Annotated in this window: 24 protein-coding genes; 7 read left to right on the top strand and 17 right to left on the bottom strand. The window is 32.8% G+C overall.

The annotated features are described in order from the left end of the window. Window positions 1-22 precede the first annotated feature (22 nt). Both U472_RS09545 and U472_RS16270 read left to right on the top strand, forming a co-directional pair. Window positions 23-541: a helix-turn-helix domain-containing protein gene (locus U472_RS09545; protein ID WP_068715671.1), complete on the top strand. Its 519-nt coding sequence runs from the start codon at window positions 23-25 to the stop codon at window positions 539-541. Window positions 542-543: 2 nt separating this feature from the next. Continuing rightward, on the top strand, window positions 544-1122 hold the full coding sequence (locus tag U472_RS16270) for an IS630 family transposase (RefSeq protein WP_083189734.1): 579 nt from the start codon (window positions 544-546) through the stop codon (window positions 1120-1122). Between the two features lie 14 nt (window positions 1123-1136). On the opposite strand, the gene U472_RS09540 is transcribed toward U472_RS16270, so the two are convergent. From U472_RS09540 to miaB, 14 genes are all read right to left on the bottom strand, one after another. After that, window positions 1137-1817 carry an SWIM zinc finger family protein gene (locus U472_RS09540; protein ID WP_068717877.1) on the bottom strand — a complete coding sequence of 227 codons (681 nt, stop codon included), beginning with the start codon at window positions 1815-1817 and terminating at the stop codon, window positions 1137-1139. Window positions 1818-2774: 957 nt separating this feature from the next. Continuing rightward, on the bottom strand, window positions 2775-3005 hold the full coding sequence (hfq, locus tag U472_RS09530; protein WP_068717874.1) for an RNA chaperone Hfq: 231 nt from the start codon (window positions 3003-3005) through the stop codon (window positions 2775-2777). A gap of 130 nt (window positions 3006-3135) precedes the next feature. Next, the gene (locus tag U472_RS09525) at window positions 3136-3333 is read right to left on the bottom strand and encodes a hypothetical protein (protein WP_068717872.1); all 198 of its coding nucleotides are present in this window, start codon (window positions 3331-3333) and stop codon (window positions 3136-3138) included. A 26-nt stretch (window positions 3334-3359) separates the two neighbouring features. Continuing rightward, a complete protein-coding gene (locus tag U472_RS09520; RefSeq protein ID WP_068717870.1) occupies window positions 3360-3911 on the bottom strand; it encodes a hypothetical protein in 552 nt (183 codons plus the stop codon). 9 nt (window positions 3912-3920) lie between these two features. Beyond that, the gene (locus U472_RS09515) at window positions 3921-4520 is read right to left on the bottom strand and encodes a GTPase (RefSeq protein WP_068717865.1); all 600 of its coding nucleotides are present in this window, start codon (window positions 4518-4520) and stop codon (window positions 3921-3923) included. A gap of 77 nt (window positions 4521-4597) precedes the next feature. Continuing rightward, window positions 4598-5560, bottom strand: a complete 963-nt coding sequence (locus U472_RS09510) for an AAA family ATPase (protein ID WP_068717863.1) — start codon at window positions 5558-5560, stop codon at window positions 4598-4600. Between the two features lie 526 nt (window positions 5561-6086). Further along, window positions 6087-6389, bottom strand: coding sequence for a hypothetical protein (locus tag U472_RS09505; protein ID WP_068717859.1), 303 nt, complete (start codon window positions 6387-6389; stop codon window positions 6087-6089). Window positions 6390-6436: 47 nt separating this feature from the next. Next, complete coding sequence (gene miaA, locus U472_RS09500) at window positions 6437-7375, bottom strand: tRNA (adenosine(37)-N6)-dimethylallyltransferase MiaA (RefSeq protein WP_068717857.1); 939 nt, start codon at window positions 7373-7375, stop codon at window positions 6437-6439. Window positions 7376-7547: 172 nt separating this feature from the next. Further along, a complete protein-coding gene (gene mutL, locus U472_RS09495) occupies window positions 7548-9488 on the bottom strand; it encodes a DNA mismatch repair endonuclease MutL (protein WP_068717856.1) in 1941 nt (646 codons plus the stop codon). Window positions 9489-9656: 168 nt separating this feature from the next. Continuing rightward, the gene (gene mutS / locus U472_RS09490; protein WP_068717854.1) at window positions 9657-12371 is read right to left on the bottom strand and encodes a DNA mismatch repair protein MutS; all 2715 of its coding nucleotides are present in this window, start codon (window positions 12369-12371) and stop codon (window positions 9657-9659) included. 183 nt (window positions 12372-12554) lie between these two features. Beyond that, on the bottom strand, window positions 12555-12686 hold the full coding sequence (locus U472_RS17410) for a hypothetical protein (protein ID WP_281201090.1): 132 nt from the start codon (window positions 12684-12686) through the stop codon (window positions 12555-12557). A 93-nt stretch (window positions 12687-12779) separates the two neighbouring features. Beyond that, a complete protein-coding gene (locus U472_RS09485) occupies window positions 12780-13673 on the bottom strand; it encodes a DUF421 domain-containing protein (RefSeq protein ID WP_068717851.1) in 894 nt (297 codons plus the stop codon). 244 nt (window positions 13674-13917) lie between these two features. Next, window positions 13918-14295, bottom strand: a complete 378-nt coding sequence (locus U472_RS09480) for a YlbF/YmcA family competence regulator (RefSeq protein WP_068717849.1) — start codon at window positions 14293-14295, stop codon at window positions 13918-13920. A gap of 38 nt (window positions 14296-14333) precedes the next feature. Next, window positions 14334-15662, bottom strand: coding sequence for a tRNA (N6-isopentenyl adenosine(37)-C2)-methylthiotransferase MiaB (miaB, locus tag U472_RS09475; protein WP_068717847.1), 1329 nt, complete (start codon window positions 15660-15662; stop codon window positions 14334-14336). Window positions 15663-15936: 274 nt separating this feature from the next. Between miaB and U472_RS09470 the strand changes: the two genes are divergently transcribed. The 5 genes from U472_RS09470 (at window position 15937) to U472_RS09450 (ending at window position 21095) form a co-directional block, all read left to right on the top strand. Then, window positions 15937-17262, top strand: a complete 1326-nt coding sequence (locus U472_RS09470) for an IS701 family transposase (protein ID WP_068717845.1) — start codon at window positions 15937-15939, stop codon at window positions 17260-17262. Window positions 17263-17877: 615 nt separating this feature from the next. After that, window positions 17878-18777, top strand: a complete 900-nt coding sequence (locus U472_RS09465) for a cobalamin-dependent protein (RefSeq protein ID WP_068717843.1) — start codon at window positions 17878-17880, stop codon at window positions 18775-18777. A 41-nt stretch (window positions 18778-18818) separates the two neighbouring features. Further along, window positions 18819-19400 (top strand): ECF transporter S component, encoded by a 582-nt coding sequence (locus U472_RS09460; RefSeq protein WP_068717841.1) that lies wholly within the window; start codon window positions 18819-18821, stop codon window positions 19398-19400. A gap of 31 nt (window positions 19401-19431) precedes the next feature. Then, a complete protein-coding gene (locus tag U472_RS09455; RefSeq protein ID WP_068717838.1) occupies window positions 19432-19971 on the top strand; it encodes a DICT sensory domain-containing protein in 540 nt (179 codons plus the stop codon). A gap of 920 nt (window positions 19972-20891) precedes the next feature. Then, complete coding sequence (locus U472_RS09450; RefSeq protein ID WP_068717836.1) at window positions 20892-21095, top strand: hypothetical protein; 204 nt, start codon at window positions 20892-20894, stop codon at window positions 21093-21095. A 39-nt stretch (window positions 21096-21134) separates the two neighbouring features. Here U472_RS09450 and U472_RS09445 read toward each other — a convergent pair whose 3' ends face one another. The 3 genes from U472_RS09445 to U472_RS09435 are packed head-to-tail and all read right to left on the bottom strand — an operon-like array spanning window position 21135 to window position 22513. Next, the gene (locus U472_RS09445) at window positions 21135-21911 is read right to left on the bottom strand and encodes a phage portal protein (protein WP_245684785.1); all 777 of its coding nucleotides are present in this window, start codon (window positions 21909-21911) and stop codon (window positions 21135-21137) included. 23 nt (window positions 21912-21934) lie between these two features. Beyond that, on the bottom strand, window positions 21935-22288 hold the full coding sequence (locus U472_RS09440; RefSeq protein WP_068717832.1) for a phage portal protein: 354 nt from the start codon (window positions 22286-22288) through the stop codon (window positions 21935-21937). Between the two features lie 6 nt (window positions 22289-22294). After that, window positions 22295-22513: a hypothetical protein gene (locus U472_RS09435; protein WP_068717830.1), complete on the bottom strand. Its 219-nt coding sequence runs from the start codon at window positions 22511-22513 to the stop codon at window positions 22295-22297. Between the last annotated feature and the right edge of the window lie 142 nt (window positions 22514-22655).

Below are 22655 nucleotides of genomic sequence, written 5' to 3'. Positions count from 1 at the left end.
ATATATAAAGGAGCTATTATAAATGGGCAGAAAATTCATTGAAGTTAAAACATTACACAGATATACTATTGAAGAATTACAACAATTAGCCTCTGAAACTTCAAGTAAATATACTAATTCTGTATTAATGGCAGTTATTATGTGTTATAACGGCGTTGATACTACAATAATCATGGATACTTTAGGAAAATCTCGATCTACTATTACAAGGTATATTAATCAATGGAACGATAGTCCTTTAAATATAATTGACCAACGTGGTGGTAATATACCAAGTGAATTAACAGTAGACATCATTAAGGATATTAAATATATAGTTGTAAATAAAAAACCTAATGATTTTGGTTATATCCAAAATGTATGGACTAGTGCTTTACTTGCTAAATATGTTGAAGATAAATATGGCCCTAAATATTCTTCTTCAATGATTAGAAAATTACTTAAAAAGTTAGGATTCAGTTATAAAAGAGGACTTTATAAACCTACTAAAGCAGATCCTGAATTACAAAAAGAGTTTAAAAAAAAACGAAAAATTTACTAGATATCATTGAACCTCTTTCCGATATATCTTTTTGGGCTTTAGATGAAACAAATGTTCTCTTAGAATCAAATAATTATTATAGTTGGAGTCCTAAAGGACAACCAACTATAATTGAAAAGAATGGAACACGTAAAGGTCTTAATATCATAGGTGCTACTGAAGTATTAAGAGATTTCTATTTCCTCTATGAAAAATATAAAAAAGGAACAAAAGATTCTATTTCAATCTGTGCTACAGAAATTATTTCTTTTTTAGAAAAATTATTAGAATATGACCATCAAAGAGGTATAGAAAAAACTTTTGTACTTTTAGATAATGCTAGTATTCATAGAGCAGATCTAGTAAAGAAATTTGTTCGCAAAAATAAAGATCATTTATTTCTATTATTCCAACCTCCATATTCTCCTGAACTTAACCCTCAGGAGAATATGTGGAATTGGATGAAGAAGTTTTTATCTAATAAGTCTGCTTATACATCCATTGAAGAATTATCAAACCAATTGAAGATATTTTCTGATTATACTAATAGTAACCCTGAAAAGATAAAACAACGTGCAGGTGCTAGGAATTATTTTGGATAAATTTCATTTTAGATTCACAAATCTATATCACCATTGGAATCATCTGCATATTGAAAAGCCTCTATGGCTTCGTCTAATACTACAAAGGCAATATCTAAGGCTAATAAAGGTTTATTATCTTTATATTTCTCTCTTATCCTTTCTAATAAATCTTCCATCTCAGCTACAAACCAGTAGGTTTCTCTGTATGAGATAAAACCTTCTCTTTTTGTATATTTCCTTACTATTGCATCCATTAATTTTTGACACTTTTCTAGTTCATCCCCATCATTACCCTTGGAATATCTAAAGATAATATTTTTTTTCAAATTTAAATCTTTTTTAGCTATATCTACTATAATATCAATTAATTCCTCTTTGCAAAGGCTCTCTAATACTTCTTTTATTGCTGGCTTCTTAGTTATCTCTTCTCTAGTATTTTTATTATTTAAAATATCACCTAATTCAAAATAAGCTGCTACTTGGTGCTTACATATAAGTCCAAAATCATAGGGACAGTTACAATTAGAATCTAATATCTCCCCATCTCCAGCTATTTCTACAACCACCTCATACTCTTCACTTCCATAAACTTCAAAAACATATTCATTCTCTCCATCTTTATACACTTCACCTATATTTCCATTATTATAATAGTTGTATCCTCTTTCTAAAATCACTCCATTTATCTCTTTTTCAAAATTATTTATATTCATCTGTTAGTTGTCAGTCCTTTCATCCTCAAAATTGATAACCTTTTATATTAAATTCACTCCTCTTACTACTAAGTCCTGCTCTTCTAATTTAGTAAGTTAATGAAATTCATATTTATTTCAAATTTACCCTCTTCTTGTATAAAATCATTATTATCCATTTATTTAATAATAACACATCTATTCAGATTTATAACTCTAGAGTCAAATTTAAATGTACCTTTATAGATATTGCGACACTTTTTCACCTCAATGTATAGTGTAAAGTTGATAGTTAGAAAACCCCACACCTCATCCCCCGTCCCCTTCTCCTACTCTTAGGAGAAGGGGAGCAAGAGCAAAAAGAAAGAATTTGTTCCCTCTCCTTAGATAAGGAGAGGGTTAGGGTGAGGTGTGAGATTTGAAACTGTCGCAATATCCCCATTAAATTTTATTTTAAATTTAAACAGCCCCTATCTTTGGTGAATTAAGCTAATGATTAAAGTAACTTAGATTGAAAAATTCACCTTTTAAAAGGTGAATTTAAGATAATAGGGAGTATTTCAGTAAGGTCAGACCTGTGCTTATATTTCTTATATGCCTGTTGACGATATCTACTAAAATAAGAACAATCATCTATAGAATAGATAGACATATTCTTATCCCAGCCATCAACTAACTTTCGATTTCTATATAATAACTCTTGAAGAAGCTATGCTTTATAATTAGCAACTCTAGACTGGAGCACAAGATGAGAATTATATCCAACTTGGTTTAAAGTGTCAAACTGTATGGCTCCCACTTGCTTAATAAATTTAAGAATACCATCTTTACCTCTGAATCTGTGTGGTGGTAACAACCATTGATATGATAAAATAAAACCTATATAAAAAATCAAATATCCTCTTAAAAACATCAAAAAAGAAAAAAGGCCGACAGCTAAACAGCCATCAACCTTAAATATCTATAATAAAACAAACATCATTCATCTTTGAACAGACTCTTAACCTCTTTCTCTGGGACTATTGTAGAAATAGCATGTTTATAAATCATTTCCTGCTTGCCATCAGCGCTTAAAATAACAGTAAAATTATCAAAGCCCTCCACCAAACCTGCCAAACGAACACCATTGATTAAGAAAATAGTTACTTTGATCTTCTCTTTTCTCACTTCATTTAAGAAAGTATCCTGTAAATTAATCTGTTTTTTCATTAATATTTCCTCCTCTTATCTAAGATAAAAATTAAGTCCCAATTTATAAACATATATTCTCTATTAAATCATTTTTTCCTTCATCTGATATAAACACTTTAATCTTGTATTACTTTATAATATACTCTAGCTAAGAATCCTTCATTTCAAACTTGAAGTTTTCATCACATAATACACAGAATCCCTCTTCTAAGCTCTTTTTTCTTAATGCTATAGGAGCTCGCAACCTTCCCTCTTTCAAACCTTCCTTATGACCAATATATCTTCCCCAAAAATAACCTATCGTCAAGAAAATAAGTACTAATAAGGAGATATATTTAACTTCCAAATTATACACCCCCAGTACATAATCGGTTATCTATGAAGTATCCAGACCACAATATTAGCAATTAAAACCACCAAGATAGACATCTGCCAATCTATAGTCAAAGCGATCATTAAAGCAATTGTAGCTAATAAAATAGTCCCTACCTTACCTAGATAGTTAATAAAGTTATCACGGCTGATATATTCCTCTAAATAATAGTCTATATAATCATCACTTAATTGAATAAAAGTAATTATCGATATAGAGAATAGAAATAACCTATAATCTAAAACCAAAAATCCAAGTATCAACATAATCATAACTTCTTGATAACTCTTTAAACCTGTCGGTAATCTATTGGTATCCATCCCCATTCCTACAACATAACTTGACCAAAACAAGGCTATTGTCAATTGATACTCTATCAGTACAGCAAAAGTTAATAAAATCAGGGCATAAGGTAGAGTCCCTCTATCTAATCTCATCGCTAAGGTCCTTCTTCCATTCATTCTATCAATCTCTTGATCTAAATAATCATCCATTAATTTAATCACCAGGCCTGTTAAGAAAATAACGGTAATATTATTAACTGTCTCCATCATATCCTCCTAAACATTATCTAATAAGAAGACCTTAATCTGATCAAATCCCTCCTGATAAATGGCAGAAATAGGTACTACCAACCTCTTATCTACAAATCCATTTAACTTACTTAAATTCTCTTGATCTATATCCAAATCCAATTTATTTGCCAAAATCTTATATCCTGCTCTATCCCTTAAAAAATTATAAATCTCCTGATCAATCCTTTTTAACCCTCGTTTAGCACCTAATTGGCTTAAATCAATAATATGAAGGACGATCTCACTGACCATCAATTCTTGTAAGGTCTCTGCCATAGATTTTCTGATATATTCTTGCTGATGTATTTCATCAATTAGACCACAACTATCTACCAATCTAATATCTTTATCCTGTTTACCAACAGGTAATTTAAGCTGTATACTCTGAATACTATTTGTCTTATGGGGTTCATTAGAGGTTAACTGATCATAGGCTTGTTCTATCTGATAGGTTCGTGTTGATACAAATCCTGCAGGTTGTTTAATCATAAATCTCAATTCTTTTAGACCTAAATAATAAGCAAAATTGATTAAAAAAGATGTCTTACCTACATTTGGTTGACCTACTATTACAGCTGATGTCATAATCTCACCCCAAAAAGTTAATTTATAATCTACAATCGGCAACCTACTTATAGTAGTCGATTGCCAATTACAAATTATCAACTGTCAATTTGATATTTAGGAAGGTCTTCTCTAGTAATTGTCATCAATTCTTTTTTAGTAATCTTCTCTTTACTGACAAGCCTAATTGCTTGATTTCTGATTGACTCTTCAATCAAATTACGGACTGTACGGGCATTTCCTTCCTCTGCTCCTGCACCCTGTCTCATCTTACTTAAAACACTGTATAACTTAGCTTCAGCACCCTTAGAGAAGGTATACTCTCGCTCTTTGACCATTAAATTACCTATCTCAATCAATTCTTCTAAAGTATAATCCTCAAAATCTACCTGAATAGGAAAACGAGAATTCAATCCTGGATTAGTCTGTAAGAAATAATCCATCTCTTTAGGATATCCTGCTAAAATTACAATTAAATTTTCCCGATTATCCTCCATAGCTTTAACTAAGGTATCTATTGCCTCTTTTCCAAAATCTCGATTACCTCCCCTTGCTAAAGCATAAGCTTCATCAATGAATAAGATTCCACCTAAAGCTGACTCTACCATCTTCCTAGTCTTCTGTGCTGTATGTCCGATATACTCCCCTACTAAATCAGCACGCTCTACTTCCTTTAAATGCCCTTTGTCTAGAAGCCCTAGCTCCTTAAATAATCTAGCCAATATTCTAGCAACTGTAGTCTTTCCTGTACCAGGATTTCCTTTAAAGATCATATGCATTACTAAAGAATCAACCTTCAACTGTTGTTTCTCTCTCTCTTTTTGAATACTTACAAAAGCTCTAAGCTGTTTAACTAAGTTTTTAATATTATTCAGTCCAATCATGGTATTTAGCTCTTTAACTATCTCCTCTATAGGGTCTTTCTCTAATTTCTCTATCTTCTTCTCTTCTTTACTGACCTCTTGTTCCTTTAGTAACTCAAAAGCCTTTATAATCGAAATATCTCCAAACTCTAATCTTCGCAATATCTCCCTTTTTTTGGAACTATTATTCAAGGGCATCACAATCCCTCCAAATAGTTTCTATTATATACTATATGATTGTAAGGATTATATAATTACCGATTGACTCTAGATGGAATAAATAGTTATGTAGAATCAGCAACAAGTAATAAGACTCCATAAAATATTTATCATAGTAAAAAGTAAGTAAATTTCTTAGGTTCTACCCCAAGAGTACTTCTTCAGGCATGGTACCTTCAGGGCGAAAAAGTAACCAAAAAATCAAGGAATATCTCTACGAGCCTACAGACCGAGACTCTTCGTGGCAGAGCCCACTCACTCAGCAATCAGAATACTATCCATTATCATTAACCAGATTCTCTAATCAAAATCCGATTAAACTCTAAATTTTAGCTCAATTTTTGCTTCGTTCAAACAAAAATTTTTTCCGTTTTTAAAGAATTTAACTATCTACTATTCACCGTACACTGTGGACTCAAAAAGTGTCGCAATATACCAATTAACCATCACAATCCATCTCAAAAATTAACAGAATAAATAAAAAAAGAGGGCGGTTGCCCTCTTTTCATTCACAACACTGACAAAGCAGTATCATCTCATTATTATCTTTAAATACCTCTTTACCTAAAGCTTTATTAGCTAACTTATAGTCATTACAGAGCTCATAGCGGCAACAGACATCGCAAATATAAGCACCTATCACTGAACAATAGATATATTTCTCATGCTCATCAATACCACATTCACAGACAGGACACTTTAACCCTCTTAAATTCTCATTAGTTGTAACTAAAACATTATCCTGCTGACCATCTTTCTTCTCTTTCATTTTAAGAATTAGCTTGCTGACCTCTTTATTATACTTCATTGAGAAGTTATACCTCCCGAATCTGAGTTTAAGTTCTAAAAACTACTCTAAAGCTCAATCTTAGACTCAATCAGTCCCTTAACATCCTTGAGTAAATCATCAAAATCATATTGGTCTACATCAAACCAATGGATGCTCTTATCACGTTTAAACCAAGTGAACTGGCGTTTAGCAAAATGGCGTGTATCCCTTTTAATTAGTCTAATCGCTTCTTGTAAATCATATTCACCTTCAAAGTAAGCTATAATCTCTTTATAGCCCAGACCTTGCATTGAAATCAAGTTACGGTCATAACCTTCTTTATATAATTCTCTAACCTCATCAACTAATCCTTCTTTTATCATCAAATCAACCCGTTGATTTATTCTCTCATATAAACTATCCCTCTTTCTTCTCAAACCAATCTTGACAGCTTGATATCGAGGAGGTGTATTTTCAGCCTTCTGTTGAAAATAGGTACTGGTCTGACCAGTCTGCTGATAGACCTCAATTCCCCTGATTACCCTTCTTAAATCATTAGGATGTAACTTATCAGCAAGCTTAGAGTCTATCTTTCTTAACTTATCATGAACAAATTCCGTCCCTTTCTCTTCTGCTTCTGCTGTTAACCTCTCTCTTAACTCCCAATCTGGTTCCATCTCTGGAAAGATAAAACCTTCGATTACTGCCTGCACATATAACCCTGTTCCTCCTACCAACATGGGAAGCTTACCCCGTCGATAAATCTTAGGAATCAACTCATCTACTCTCTCTTGAAAATCAGCAACACTAAATTCTTCATCTGGCTCGATAATATCTATTAGATGATGGGGCACTAGCCTCTGTTCTTCTTCCGATGCCTTCGCAGTACCAATATCCATCCTCTTATAGACCTGCATAGAATCTGCAGAGATAATCTCCCCCTGCAAATCTTGGGCCAAAGTTAATGATAATCTAGTCTTGCCTACAGCAGTAGGTCCTACAATCGCTACTACAGGTTCTCGCACAAATATCACTCCCTTACTCAGTTGACAGTGTATAAGGTACAATAAACAGTTAAGTTTAAAACTATTAAAACTTCTAATTAAATAAATATAAAACTTAATCTTTATCGGCGTTTTCATTTTAAAATCTATTAATTTTAATCTTAATTGTAAATTGTAAACTGTACACTATCAACTATGTTCTCTTAAACTCCTTCTCTAACTCCTTTTTCGATAACTGCATCATTACTGGACGCCCATGAGGACAATTAGTCACCCCATAACGTTCCATCTCATCAATCAATTTATTCATCTCCCGAATCGATAGTTTATCACCAGCTTTAATTGCTGTTTTACAGGAAATCATAATCAAGATATCCTCCACCAATTCATAGGCTTCCCCAAGCTCACCTTCTTCTAATAATTTATCTATACAATCTCGGATTAACTCTTCATCATTTAAATTATAAAGCCCTGTGGGAACACCACGAACAATATAGCTATTTCCACCAAAGCTCTCTAAGATGAATCCTAACTTTTCTATCTTATCCTTATCTTGATTGAGTATCTCTACCTCTTGATAGGTTAAATCCAAATTCAAGGGAATCAATAATTCTTGCGTCTTGATTTCCCCAGATTTGAACTCTGCCATCAACTCTTCATAACGAACCCGCTCATGGGCTGCATGCTGATCGATAATATGCATCCCATCTAAGCCTTGGGCAATAATATAGGTTTGATGAATCTGACCTATAGGAACTAGATTCAATTCAACCCTTTTATCTTCTATTTCTTTATCTTTCTTTGCATTATTATCTTCAGGCTTATAATCTTGAGCAGTCTCTTTAATATTGTTCTCTACCTTATTCTCTTTTATAGACTCTATTTTAGCTGTAGCCAATTTATCTTCATCTACCTTAAATAGTTTCTCTATCTTTTTAGCCCTAAGTTCTTTACTCTTCTTAGCTTTTTGAGGATGATTAGCTCGGTAATTAAAATTTTTATTCTCCACCTTAGATTCTAATTGAGAAGATTTATCTTTCTTTTTAGACCTATACTTTTTATCAACAGCTAAGACCAATTCATTTTGAGTATAATTATCTCTACTCTGCTGTTGCTTCTTGTCTAATTTCAACTTAGGTACTAGATCACTGGATTTAATTGCTTTAGTAACTCCCTCTTGGACCAATCCATATACCATCTCAGAACGACTGAACTTAGCCTCTAACTTAGTTGGATGAACATTTACGTCTACTAAGATAGGATTTAGCTTCAAATTCAATACCACAATAGGCTGGCGATGTACCGTTAATAGAGTATGATAAGCCTCCTGGACTGCCTTACCCATCAAATTACTTTTAACATAACGACCATTGACAAAGTAAGATTGGTGTTTGCGAGAGGAGCGGGTTACTGTAGGCTTAGAGACATATCCTTTAATTTCCATATAATTGTCTGAATAATCAACTTTGACCATCTCTTTAGCCACTTGGCGACCATAGATATTAAAGATCACATCTAATAGATTCCCATTACCTGTAGTCTCTAAAATCTTCCGTCCATTATGCTCTAAATAGAAAGCAATCTCAGGATAGGATAAAGCCAATCTATTGACAATATCACTGATATGACCTATCTCTGTAGAAATCTGCTTTAAATATTTATATCTAACTGGAGTATTGAAGAAGAGATCTTTAATGATAATATTTGTTCCAATTGGAGCACCACAACTCTCCTCTTTTTCTATCTCTCCTCCTACTAGCCTTAACTTTATCCCACTTAAACTCTCTTCAGTTCTAGTAGTCAGATTCACTCTAGATATAGAAGCAATACTAGGCAAGGCTTCACCCCTAAACCCTAAAGTCCTTAAAGCAAAGAGGTCATTTGCCCGTTCAACCTTACTAGTAGCATGGCGTTCAAAGGACAATTTGGCATCATCAGGGCTCATCCCTTCACCATTATCGATAACTTGAATCCAATCCTTACCACCATTTTTAACCTTAATCTCAATCTTGCTAGCCCCTGCATCTATCGAATTCTCTACCAATTCCTTAACCACTGAGGCTGGTCGTTCAATCACCTCACCAGCAGCTATCTTATTTGCCACATCCTCTGCTAAGACTCTAATCTTGCCCATTACTCTCACCCCCAATTTTTTAGTTGACAGTGGTTTACACGAAAAGTCTTGTTCTTTAGACTCGTAGGTACGGTATACAGTTTACAGTTAAGTTGAAAGAATATATGGTAATTTGTAAATTTTGCTTACTTATTACTCTTCAGTAGTCATTTATCTGTAAACTGTACACTATCCCTTCAGCTCTTCCTTTGCTTTCTGTTGTAATTGGTATAACTGATTCATCGCTTCTAAGGGATTTAAGGACATTATATCTAGTTTACTTAGCTTCTCCAAGACTTCACTCTGCTTAGTATTGAATAAAGCCATTTGAGCAGGGTTAGCCAGACTCTCTTTAATCTTCATCTCTGCTTTAATTGAATCTTCTTCCTGCTTCTCTTTACTATCTATATTATCTACTTTCTTTTCTTTAACTTTCTTCTGTTTATCTTTGGTAGTTACTTCTATCGTCTTCTCTTCTTGCTCCTCTAACTTTGCTAAAATCTCCTTAGAACGATCAATTACTAGCTTAGGGATACCTGCTCTTTTAGCTACTTCGATTCCATAGCTTTGATCTGCTCCACCAGGGATAATCTTACGCAAGAAGATTACATCTTCCCCCTCTTCCTGTACTGCTACATTATAGTTCTTAATCCCTGCTAACCTATCCTCTAATTCTGTCAACTCATGATAATGGGTAGCAAATAAGCTTTTAGCACCAATCTTCTCGGTATCACTGATATACTCAATTACTGCCCAAGCAATGCTCAAACCATCATAAGTACTTGTCCCTCGACCAACTTCATCTAAGATAATTAAACTCTTATTAGTAGCATTATTTAAGATATTGGCTACCTCATTCATCTCTACCATAAAGGTACTTTGTCCTGTAGTCAAGTCATCAGATGCTCCAACTCTGGTAAAGATTCTATCAACGATTCCAATCTCAGCAAATTCTGCTGGCACAAAGCTCCCCATCTGAGCTAATAAAGTAATCAACGCAACTTGGCGCATATAAGTAGACTTTCCTGACATATTCGGCCCAGTAATGATTGAGAAGCGTTCATCACCTTGGTCTAGATAAGTATCATTTGGGACAAAGACCTCTGTATCAAGCATAGCTTCTACCACTGGATGGCGGCCAGATTTAATATCTATTACTTCACCGTGATTGACCTTAGGTCTGACATAATTATTATTTAGAGCTACCTCAGCTAACGAGATTAAAGCATCTAACTGTGCTAAGATGTTAGCTGATTTTTGAATCCGATCAGTCTCAGCAGCGATTCTATCTCTGATATGGATAAATAACTGATACTCTAGCTCCATACTCTTCTCTTCTGCTCCTAAGATAATCGACTCTTTCTCTTTAAGCTCAGGGGTAATATAACGTTCACTATTACTTAAGGTCTGCTTTCTAACATAATCCTCAGGAACTGCATCTAAATTAGCCTTAGTTACTTCTATATAATAACCATGAACCTTGTTATGCCCAACCTTTAACGAGCTAATCCCAGTCCTTTGCCGTTCACGCTGTTGAAGTTGGATAATCCAATTCTTACCATTCTTCTTGGCATCTAAGTATTCATCTAACTGTTCATCATAGCCTTCCTTAATAATTCCACCTTCAGTAATAGTTGTTGGCGGCTTATCTTGGATAGAGCTTTCAATCAACTCTGTTATATCTGCTAACTTATCTAAATCTTCCTCTAACTCCTCTAACATACTACTTTCAAATTCCGCTAATGAAGCTTTTACATCAGGTAATATCTCTAAAGAACTCTTTAAGGCAATTAAATCTCTAGCATTAGCAGAGCCATAAATCACCTTCCCCATCAAGCGCTCGATATCATAGACCTGATTTAATAAATCCCTTAATTCTTCTTTTAGTAAGATATTCTTACTAATCTCTTCAACACCATCTAAGCGACGATTAATCTCTTCAACATCAAGTAGTGGTTGTTCAACCCAACGCCTTAACCTTCGTCCCCCCATTGAAGTTACCGTCTTATCGATAACCCATAATAAACTTCCTTTCTTACTCTTATCACGCATAGTCTTAACCAACTCTAAGTTCCGCCGTGTATTGGCATCTAAGACCATATAATCTATAGTAGCGTATGTAGAGAGTTGGTTGATATGCTTTAAACTCCTCTTTTGGGTCTCAATTAAGAAGTCTAAGACTGCTCCAGCTGCTTGAATAGCTAAAGGTAGATTTTCACAACCAAAGCCCTCTAAAGTAATTGTATCAAAATGGTCTATTAACAGTTCATAAGCCCGATCATAGCCAAAACTCTCTTTAATGTTTGTAATAATTGGATTGATTTGACTTCTCATAAAGCCCATAATCTCAGTAGATGAGCGGACTTTATCATCTAATAATACCTCAGCAGGATTGATTCTTGATAATTCATCAATTACCTTATTAGCAGCCTCTGCTCCATCTAATTGGGTCACTGCAAATTCCCCTGTGGAAACATCTACTAAGGAAAACCCATAACCCTTATCAGATCCAACAATAGCCGCTAAATAGTTGTTATTCTTCTCCTCTAAAATATTATTATTTACTACCGTTCCTGGAGTAATCACCCTGACTACTTCCCTTTTAACTAAGCCACTGGCTTGACTGGCATCCTCGACCTGTTCACAGATTGCTACCCGATAACCCTTCTCAATCAATTTAGCAATATAGGACTCCGAAGAGTGATAAGGTACCCCAGCCATTGGTACCTCATCCCCCTTTCCCTTATTTCTAGCAGTTAAGGTTAACTCAAGCTCCCTAGCTGCAATCTTGGCATCCTCATTGAACATCTCATAAAAATCTCCTAACCTAAAAAAGAGGATTGTATCTTGATACTCTTTCTTGATAGAAAGATACTGTTGCATCATTGGCGTCAATTTAGCCATATATATAATACCTCCTAAAACTTATCTATATTATTAAAGTTAATGTCGTTATCTACAAATTATTATTATAACATAAAGTAAGCTTATAATAAAGTATGGTCCAAAGTTCTATTTAGCTTTAGACGATATATCATCAATTAATTCTATCTTGAAATAATAAAGAGTAGCCAAATTGGCTACTCTTTAGCTCTCCTCTTTAGTTACAATTACATCATTACAATTTAAACATCTCTTATGTTGTACATTTTTTGAGCGTCCATCATCACCAAAGTAGACATTAACCAATTCATCTCCACACGCTTTACAATGTGTCATGATTTAATTAGACCCCCTCAAATTATCTGTTACTAATAAGTTTACTCTAATTCACCTTTAAAATTACTAATATTGAAAATATTTTTGATTTTATTAGTCATTCTCTAATTTCTGTTTAATCTTGACCTCCTCAATGCTATCAAAATGCTTTACTCCTAAACAATTTAAAAGCTCTGACTTATCTATCCCCATATTAGCTAACTCTTTTAATTGTAGTTCCCCATCCTTGATTAAGTATATCTCTTGATCTTCTTCTGAGATTTTAAAATTATCCACTTCTTCTTTATTTTTTATTTTTACTTCCTCTCTCTGCTTAAGATTAGCCGAATCTCTCAAACTCAAATATAACCTATCACTCTTATCTTCAACAAAAGCATAAAATATATCTTTGGTATTGTCAATCCCTCTCTTCTTTAACTTCTCTAATAACCACTCTTCACTTCTATTAACAAGCTTTAGATTCCTCTTTTGAATAATCCCATCAATAATCACTGCCATTGGAATCCCTTCATACTCCCGCTCAATATCTAAATCAGCCAAGGTAACAGGGCGAGCTGATGGTATCGGAATCACACTTACAGACCCTGTTGGTTCAAGTACAGCAAAATCTATCTCTGTCAACTTGGAATATCCCTCTGTTCTCAAAATAGATAGAAGTTGCAACAAAGAAAGGTGCTCCTTCTCTAAATTCTCCTCTATAATCTGACCATCCTTAATCAAGATACTTGGCTCACCTAATAAGAATCTATTCATTATTTGATTCAGGGATAACTTGGCAAAAATAATATAAAATAGAACCAAAGCAACTGCTCTAATGATTGTTGGTAGAAACTCTGTACTGATTAAAGGCTCTGCTACCACTGTCCCTAAGATGATAATAGCTACCAAATCATAAGGAGTTAATTGTACTATACTAGACTTACCCATTAAACGCATCAGACTGATAGTCAAAAGAAACATTGTAAAGATCTTAATAATAATCTGCAAGATAATCTCCTACCTTATAATAGTGATAAGTAGTAAGTAACTGGTAACTAGGGATTAATAAACCATCTTTATTGACCATAGCCCTATATTACTTAACTATATTTAAATTGCTCTGAATTAGTAAATTTTATAATTATTAGATTTATAATTAAAGAAATCAGTTCTATATTCTCAACATATTAATACTTAGATATAAAAAACTCTAGACATTTAAATGTCTAGAGTTTTATCAAATTTATAATTATTAACAACAACCGCCACTGCATCCACCAGCATGAGAACCACAACCGCCTTCTTCTCCAGCTAAAGCTGCAGAGATAACTTGATTAACAGTCTGCATTACTTGATTAAATTTATTTTGAGCATCCATAAAGTTCTTGATATCTTCATTCTCTTGCATTTTAGTTTGTAGTGCTGTTAACTCTTCTCTTACTTCATCAGTTGCTTCTTGACCATTCATAGTCATCATCTGTACCATTTGTTGCTTTTGTTGAAACTCTTGTAAGATTCCTTGAGCTTCTTCATTAGCTTGCATAGTGTCTTGAGCTACCAATAATTCCTTATATTCAGTAGATTCTACAATCGCATCTCCTAAATCTTTAGCTTTCTTCATAATTGACATAAAACTACACATCCCTTTTGATTATTTGCCACAGAGCCTTAATCGACTATTGTTCCATATAAAGTCCAGCTCTGTACCTTGTCTATTTTAACATTAACTAGTTGCCCTGTCAAATTCTTGTCACCCTCAAATATAACTATCTTATTACTAGTAGTTCTACCTGTTAAAGTATCAGGGTTATTCTTGCTCTCTCCCTCAACCAATACCTCTACTGTTTGATTGAGATATGGTTGATTCTTAGTCATACTGATTTTAGTCTGTAAATCAATCAATCTTTGTAATCTATCATTTTTGATATCATCTGGAACCTGCTCTTCCATCTTAGCAGCGGGAGTACCTGTTCTCTTAGAGTACATAAAACTATATGCCATATCATACTCTACTTTTTCAAATAAATCTAAGGTATCCTGGAAATCCTCTTCACTTTCACCTGGGAAGCCAACAATTACATCAGTACTGATAGCCGCATTAGGATTTTTGGCTCTAACCCGCTCAATTAAATCCATATATTCTTCACGAGTGTAATTTCTATTCATAGCTTTAAGTACTTTATTGCTTCCAGCTTGTACTGGTAAGTGGAAGTGATCACAGACCTTCTCCAACTTAGCTACAGCTTCAATTAATCTATCGCTACAGTCTTTTGGATGGGAGGTCATAAATCTAATTCTAGCTAGACCCTCAACTTCATTAAGGGCTGTTAATAAATCGGCAAAATCAGTCTTATTTTCAAAATCATTACCATAAGAGTTTACATTCTGACCTAATAAAGTAACCTCCTTAACCCCATCAGCAGATAGCTCTTCTACCTCTCTAACTATATCTTCAATTGGACGGCTCTTCTCTCTTCCCCTTACATAAGGAACGATACAATACGTACAGAAGTTATTGCATCCATAGATAGTAGTAACCCAGGCTCTGTGGTCATCAGTCCGTTGTACTGGCATATCTGGAATCAACTCTGTATTCTCATCCCAGACCTGTACTAATGGATTCTTCTGCTCTTTAGCTTGCTTCAATAACTCAGGGAAGTGGTGTATATTATGAGTACCAAAAACTATATCTACATGGCGATATTTTGTCTTAATCTCATTAACTACATCTTCTTGTTGCATCATACATCCACAGATTCCAATAATTAAATCAGGATTCTTTTCCTTTAATCTCTTAAGTTGTCCTACTTTACCATAGACCTTCAATTCGGCATTCTCACGTACACAGCATGTATTTAAAATGATAATGTCAGCTTCTGTTAACTCTTCAGTTGGACGATACCCTTCACACTCTAATACCCCTGCCAGTTTTTCTGAATCGTGCTCATTCATCTGGCAACCATAGGTTTGGATTAAATATCTCTTATCCTCTGCCATATTTATTTCCTCCTTTTGATAATACATCTCAATTTCTAAACTATAACATTATATATTATAACATAAACAGATTGATTTAAAAGTGATAAATAGAAAAAAGCTATTATTTATTATATGAAATTTTTCATCTAAATTAAAAGTGATTTTAAAAATAATCAACACCACTTTACAAGAAATTAGATAAACAAGTTACCTAAAAATAACAAAATCAGACACCTTAATCCTAGGAATAATAATCATATCAGAGAAAAATACACCTAGGAGGTGCCTGACTATGATTAATATTCCCAATAATTCAATAAACCAAACATTAAAACAATATTTATTAAAATATCGTTCTATTTTCACAAAACCAAGTTTTCAAATATTTCATTGGCTAGTATTGGCTATAATTTCTATGGAAGAAATAAGATCTATAAATTTTTTATATGATAATTTCATTAGTAAGTATAGCAATAAGGCTTTAAATTCTTTTTACTACTTTTTATCTTATACTAATTTCTCTATAGAAAAGTTAATGCTTTGTACTTTACGAATAGTACTTAACTTAATTAATGTATCCCAACGGGATACAACAATATTCCTAAGTATAGATGATACTTTACAAGCAAAGTATGGTAATAAATTTGACTGTTATTATAGGATTTTCGACCATACCAGTAGAACAGGAAGTTCTTATCTAAAAGGACATTGTTTTGTATCTCTAGTTATTAATATTCCTTTAAAACATAAGGGGCAAATTAGATATTTAAGTTTGCCAATAGGCTATAAACTCTATGATAAAAGTAAGAGTAAACTTGAATTAGCCTCAAAATTAATAGATACTGTAATGAATTTGTTGGAATCATACCAAGTTATCCTTTTATGTGACAGTTGGTACACTAAAGGTTCTGTTCTTAATACTGTTAGTTCTTACGATAACTTAGATTTAATAGGTGCAGTAAGAAAAGATACTGCAATTTTTGATTTGCCACCTAAACATAATGGAAAGCGTGGTAGACCTAGACTTAGAGGTGACAAATTAGATATTCATGCCTTTTCTTATGAAAAGGCTAATAAATATTTCATTTCTACTCGAAAGGTGATGACTAGACTCTTTAAAGTTCCAGTATATATTACAGTTACAACTAAAGATATTGATAAATTTTCTTCTACAAGGTTATTTATTTGTACTATTACTCCAGATGAGATTAATATTTTTAAAAATCACGATGTCGAAAAAACCAAATATGATAATACTGATTTTAAGCAAGTACCACTTTGTGCTTATAATATTAGATGGAATATAGAAGTTATCTTTTATCAGCATAAATTTTTCTGGTCTTTTGGCAACTATATGGTAAGAAATAAAAAAGCTATAGAAAGGTATGTTAATTTACTCGCCATTACTTATACTTTTGTTTCAGTACTACCATTTATAGACCTAAAATTTGAGCAATATAAATTTAAAAGTCCTCAAGTAATAAAAAGAACTATAGCTGATAGACTTACTAAGGAATTAATTTTTGATAGTTTCGTATCTTCACTCGAAAGTAGCAAAATTTATTCTAAGATTCAAAAGGCTGTTAATTATTTTTTAGAAAAAGATAAAGTTGCTTAGTCAAACTTATAAAGTGGTGATTTTGTTACTAAAATAAGATTTAAATTTTTCATTCATAAAATTTTCCCCTCTTAAATTATTTGAAGAATATAACAATATTAGCTTAAAAACTTTTAATATACTCTGAGCTAATCACTTTTTTGTATACATGCTTAAATTACAAACATATTTAATAGTTATCATTTCTGAACTCTTAATAACTTGGATTAAATTATAAAATTTATCTTTATTTCATTTATGTTTTAGATAATCTATTTTATACCTCTAAAATATTCTTGAAACTAAAAAAAGGGATAGTCATAGCAGCACAACCACCTGCTATCACAATTCCTAAAAGCAAAGCCCATTGTTTCCTTCATTCTCTTTCCCCCAACCCTCTTTTCTTTTAACTTCCTCCTGAACAGGCTCGACAGACCACTTCGCCATAATATAGAATTATTTCTAAATCTCATATAGTAAAATATATACCCCTATCTTTTATTTCGTTTTGTGGTATTATTTAAATTTAAATAATATCTTCTCCTCATATTAAAGATAAAATAAAACTATCATTTGAATAATATCACATTTTGTGATATTATTTGTGTATACACATTAATAAAAGGAGAGTTAATATTGAGTGATTTCGCTTCCAAATTAAAAAAATTAAGAAAAAAAAGAGGATTACGGCAAATAGACTTAGCTCAAGAATTAGGATTAAGTCAAACTACCATAGCTAACTATGAACAAAATAATAGATTTCCAAAACAAGAGATTTTAAATCAAATTGCAGGTTATTTTAATGTATCCCTTGATTATTTATTAGGTAGAACTAAAATGAAAGAAATTAGTTCAGATATTGATTCAACTATTGATATAGAAAATAAAGAAGATACCTTTATAAAGTTAAGAAAAAATTACTTTAATTTATTATTAAAAGGCAAGAAAAGAGAAGCAAGCCAATTAATATTAGGAGTCATCAAACAAGGAATAACAATTAAAGAAATCTACTTACATGTATTTGAACCTGCTTTATATGAAGTAGGTAAACTCTGGGAGAGAAATAAGATTAGTGTAGCTCATGAACATTATTTTACTCATGCTACCCTATCAATCATAGATCAACTCTATCCATATATAGAAAATAATCAAAAAAAAGATTACTCTATTGTCGCTGTAACATCAATTGGAGAGTCTCATTATCTTGGATTGAGAATGGTAGCTGATTTTTTTGAAATGGAAGGTTGGAATAGTTATTACTTAGGAATAAATACTCCTACTGATAGTATTATTAAATACATTGAAGAAAAAAAGGCTGATATCCTAATCATCTCAGCAACACTGCCCTTTAATGTTAATGGAGTTACAAATTTAATCAAGGCAGTAAGTTCTGCTAAAGAAATAAAAACTATAGTTGGTGGGCAAGCTTTTATGTACGATAAAAATTCATGGAAAAAGACTGGTGCAGATGCCTATGCTACTAATGCACAATCAGCTGTTGAAATAGCTAAAGATTTAGTAAATGATAAGACTTAAAATAAAAATTTAATTTGAATTAGATAAAGGAGGTGTGACAGATGGAATCTAAAACTAAAAGAGTCGTTAATATAGCTATTTTTGGGGTACTTTCTTTTTTTATTATGTTTTTTGAAATTAATTTGCCCTTTATGCCTTTCTTCTTAAAGTTAGATATTAGCGATACTGTACCTTTAATTGTTGGATTTATCTACAATCCTATTATTGCTATAGGTATTATTTTAATAAAAAACTTATTACATCTACTTATTTCCTCTAATCTAGGAATTGGAGAATTAAGTAACTTTCTTATTGGAGCTAGTTTAGTAGGTAGTAGTAGTTATTTATATAATAATCATAATCTTTCTATTCTCAAATCTTTAATTATTGGTAGCTTTGTTATGACAATCACAGCAGTAATAGTAAATTTAATAATTATTATACCTCTCTATGAAAATATATTAAATATTTCACTGGATAATATAATTAAACTAAGTCAACAAGTCAATCCATATATTAAAGATCTAAATAGCTATCTAATCTTTATTATTATTCCTTTTAACCTTATTAAAGGAGGTGTTTTAACTACTTTAACCTATCTTTTAAATAAGAAATTAGATTTAAATTATGTTAAAAACCAATAAAGACTATTAATTAACATAGGAGGGATTTAAGATGGATAAAATTTCTTTATATCAAAATATTTTTTCTGATTTAGAATCACCTGTGGAAGATTTGCGAGGAGATGTTAGTGATAATAAGTTACGTTCTACTTCTTTAAAATTCGAATCTGACATACCTAAGTTAGAGAGAATGTGTTACATTATGGAACAAGTAGTACTTAAAAAGAAGGTAGCTGCAACAGTCTATGCTGGGTTCCAAAAAATTTCTAGAGCACGTGCTATATGGGACCGTTTTCTAAAAATAGCCGATAATGTAGATAAAGTCTATATCTTTGGTGAAAAAGATGATAATTTAAAGTCACATCCTAACATAGAATTTATTTATCTACCTAAGAGACATCCCTTAATTAGAGAATGGTTTCTAGTAATTGACCAACCTTTAGCTAAATCAATGATGGTAGCCTATGATTTGGATGGATTTGGTATTTATAAAGATGAAAAGAAGAGAAATTTCAAAGGTGCTAAAAGTGCACATCCTAGAGTTGTAGCCAAAGCTAAAGATATACTTGATAAATTTATAGAATCATATTAAATAAGAGAAAATAGTCGTAAGTTATGAGCTATTAACTTAAGAACAAAAGTCTTTAATTCTGAACTCAAAACTTACGATTTTTTATACTATAGTCAACATTAATTCTTCACTTACTATCATTTCTCTTTAAAAATAAATTATAATTTTTATCTCGGCTATCACTACTATAAAGTCATACTATATAAATATAAGGGATAGTCATAGCAGCACAATCACCTGCTATCACAATCCCTAAAAACCACGCCCGTTCCAGTCCTTCCAAGCAAGATATCTACAACCTGTTAACACAGAACTCCCGTATCTATCCTGCTTTCCAGGACTTACACTCAGCTAAGAGCATCTCCCTCCCCAGCCAGCATAAAAACCATGCTAGCTATAAAGACAATAAAATTACTACTTCTACCTCAACTATTCTGCACTTTTCGCAACCCCATTGTTTCCCTCATCCCCTTTCCCCCAAACCCCCTATCCCTTTAACTCCCTTCCTGAACAGGCTCAGCAGATCACTTCGCCAATTACGGTTGCATTAAATAGGGGACAGGGAAGATTGAGAGACACGATTTGAGGCGATGAGAAATGACACATCAGTTTCTCATCTGTCCTCAGGTTGCTTCCGGGAGATAAAACCTTAAAAATCCAACCATATTCATAGCACGATAGTATCTCGTAATCCTGCTAATTATATGCTTGCAGTCGAAAACATCAAGGACTACTCATACTTGCGTTCCTCCTTGACCTTTTCTCCTTACAGCATCAAAAGAAATTGCTGGTTGTGAGGATAATATGTTCGGGAATAACTTATGTTATATACTTAATATTTTTTATCATAACTTTGCATTATTTATTGAAACTCTGCATATCTTTAGCATAATATAGGCATACTAGTAGTATACAAATAACTTAATTAAGGCGGTGGTCTTATGCAGAAACATCAACAATTATCATTAGATATTCCTCCCACAGAATCAGACTATATTAATAGAATCGACTCTATGATGAAGGAGCTAGACAGAGAAATCAGACAATATCCAGCAGATTCCTTAGAGAGAATTCAACTATTCTTTGAAAAAAGGAGACTATTACGAATTAAACAGAGAATAGAGCGAGAAGGAATATATAATTAATCCCCCTCGCTCTATTCATAATACTAATTTTGCCATCCCTTATCCCTTGCTCTTAGAAAATCCTAAATCCAATCTCTCGTTAATCTCTTCTAAGGACCAGCCCATCTGTTTAAATTTATAAGCAGCATCTACCTTCTCATTCAAATTCTCCTGTAACGCTTTAACTATACTGGTATCAGCCTTAATCTCTACATTATCACCAAACTCTTTAGCTAAGCTCTTATTTAACGTATCTAATACATTCTTTAGATAAGAAATAATACCATCTAACCAGAATATCTTTCTCGCTGTCTCAATATTAGATAAAGTAGCCTTATCATAAATTCCCACCATTGGAAGAGGAACCTGAAAGATAGAGCAAATATCCTCCCTAGTCATCTTCCTTGACTCGATAAAATCCATCTCAGTAGGGCTTAAGCTCATCGGAATATACTCCACTTCATTCCCCAAAACCCACGGTCCACACCCTTTAGCACTATACTGCTCCCTCACATGCTCCTTAGCTTCCTTATATTGAGCACCTGTTAAATCATGCTTAAAAGCAAAGACCCCCTCAGTGATAGCTCGATTCTGCATCGTAACCTTATTCCATTTTATAGCTTCCACATCAGTATCTACAATCATAGCAGCAACCTGTAATGGACTCATCCCCCAATAAGGATTAGCAGGATCAGTAAACATATCATGAATTATATCCTTAGCTTCTAATCTCTCTATTCTATCCCCAATATTATACTCATAATGACTAATAAAAGTCGCTTGGTCAGGAACAGGACTGACCTTATCGGGGTTAAGAGGAAATAACTCTACTGGCAATCCTCCCTTACTATCCAACCTAACTATTTGAATAATCGAATTCCCCCAAGATACAAATGAGCAGCCATCCGCTCCATAATATCCTGCATACTATAAAAAGGATGAGGGTCATCCAACAACACCTGTAAAAGATGCTCTGGGTTATACTCCCCATCCTCATAAATCTTTAATGGTATACTAGCCACAGCCTTCATAATCCGATAAACACAAGAATAAACATAAGTCGATACCTTAAACCCTTCATTAATAGCCCTTTCAGTATTCCAATCCTTAAACTGTGGCTTACCAATTCTATAACTAGGCATTAATCTCGGACGATTAGCATTAGCTTCAACCTGTAAACCCTTTGCTACCTTCTTAAAAATATTAATAATCATCACCTCCTAATCTTCTTTTTCCTCTAAAGACAGCATATATAATCTATCAACCATAATTTTGAAGATAAATCTATATCCTACTACTCCTAATAATAATAACCCACAACTTAACTTCCATATCCAAAAACCATATAAATCTACAAAAGCCAAGGTAGTTAACCCCCAACCTATTAGCCAAGCTAAACAAAGTAATATTTCTTTGATATATTTTTTAAATACTCTCACCTTAATCACCTCAATTTATATCTAAATATCAAATAAAAAAGCACACCTCTTTAATGAGATATGCCACTGATGAAGATTAATCTTTAATGACTAACCATACTATCTTAACATTCCTTTAATCTATTAAAATTTATAGCCATAA

The organism is Orenia metallireducens (assembly GCF_001693735.1).
In the GTDB taxonomy this organism is placed as follows: Bacteria; Bacillota; Halanaerobiia; order Halobacteroidales; family Halobacteroidaceae; genus Orenia; species Orenia metallireducens.
This window is presented reverse-complemented; position numbering and strand designations above follow the sequence as displayed.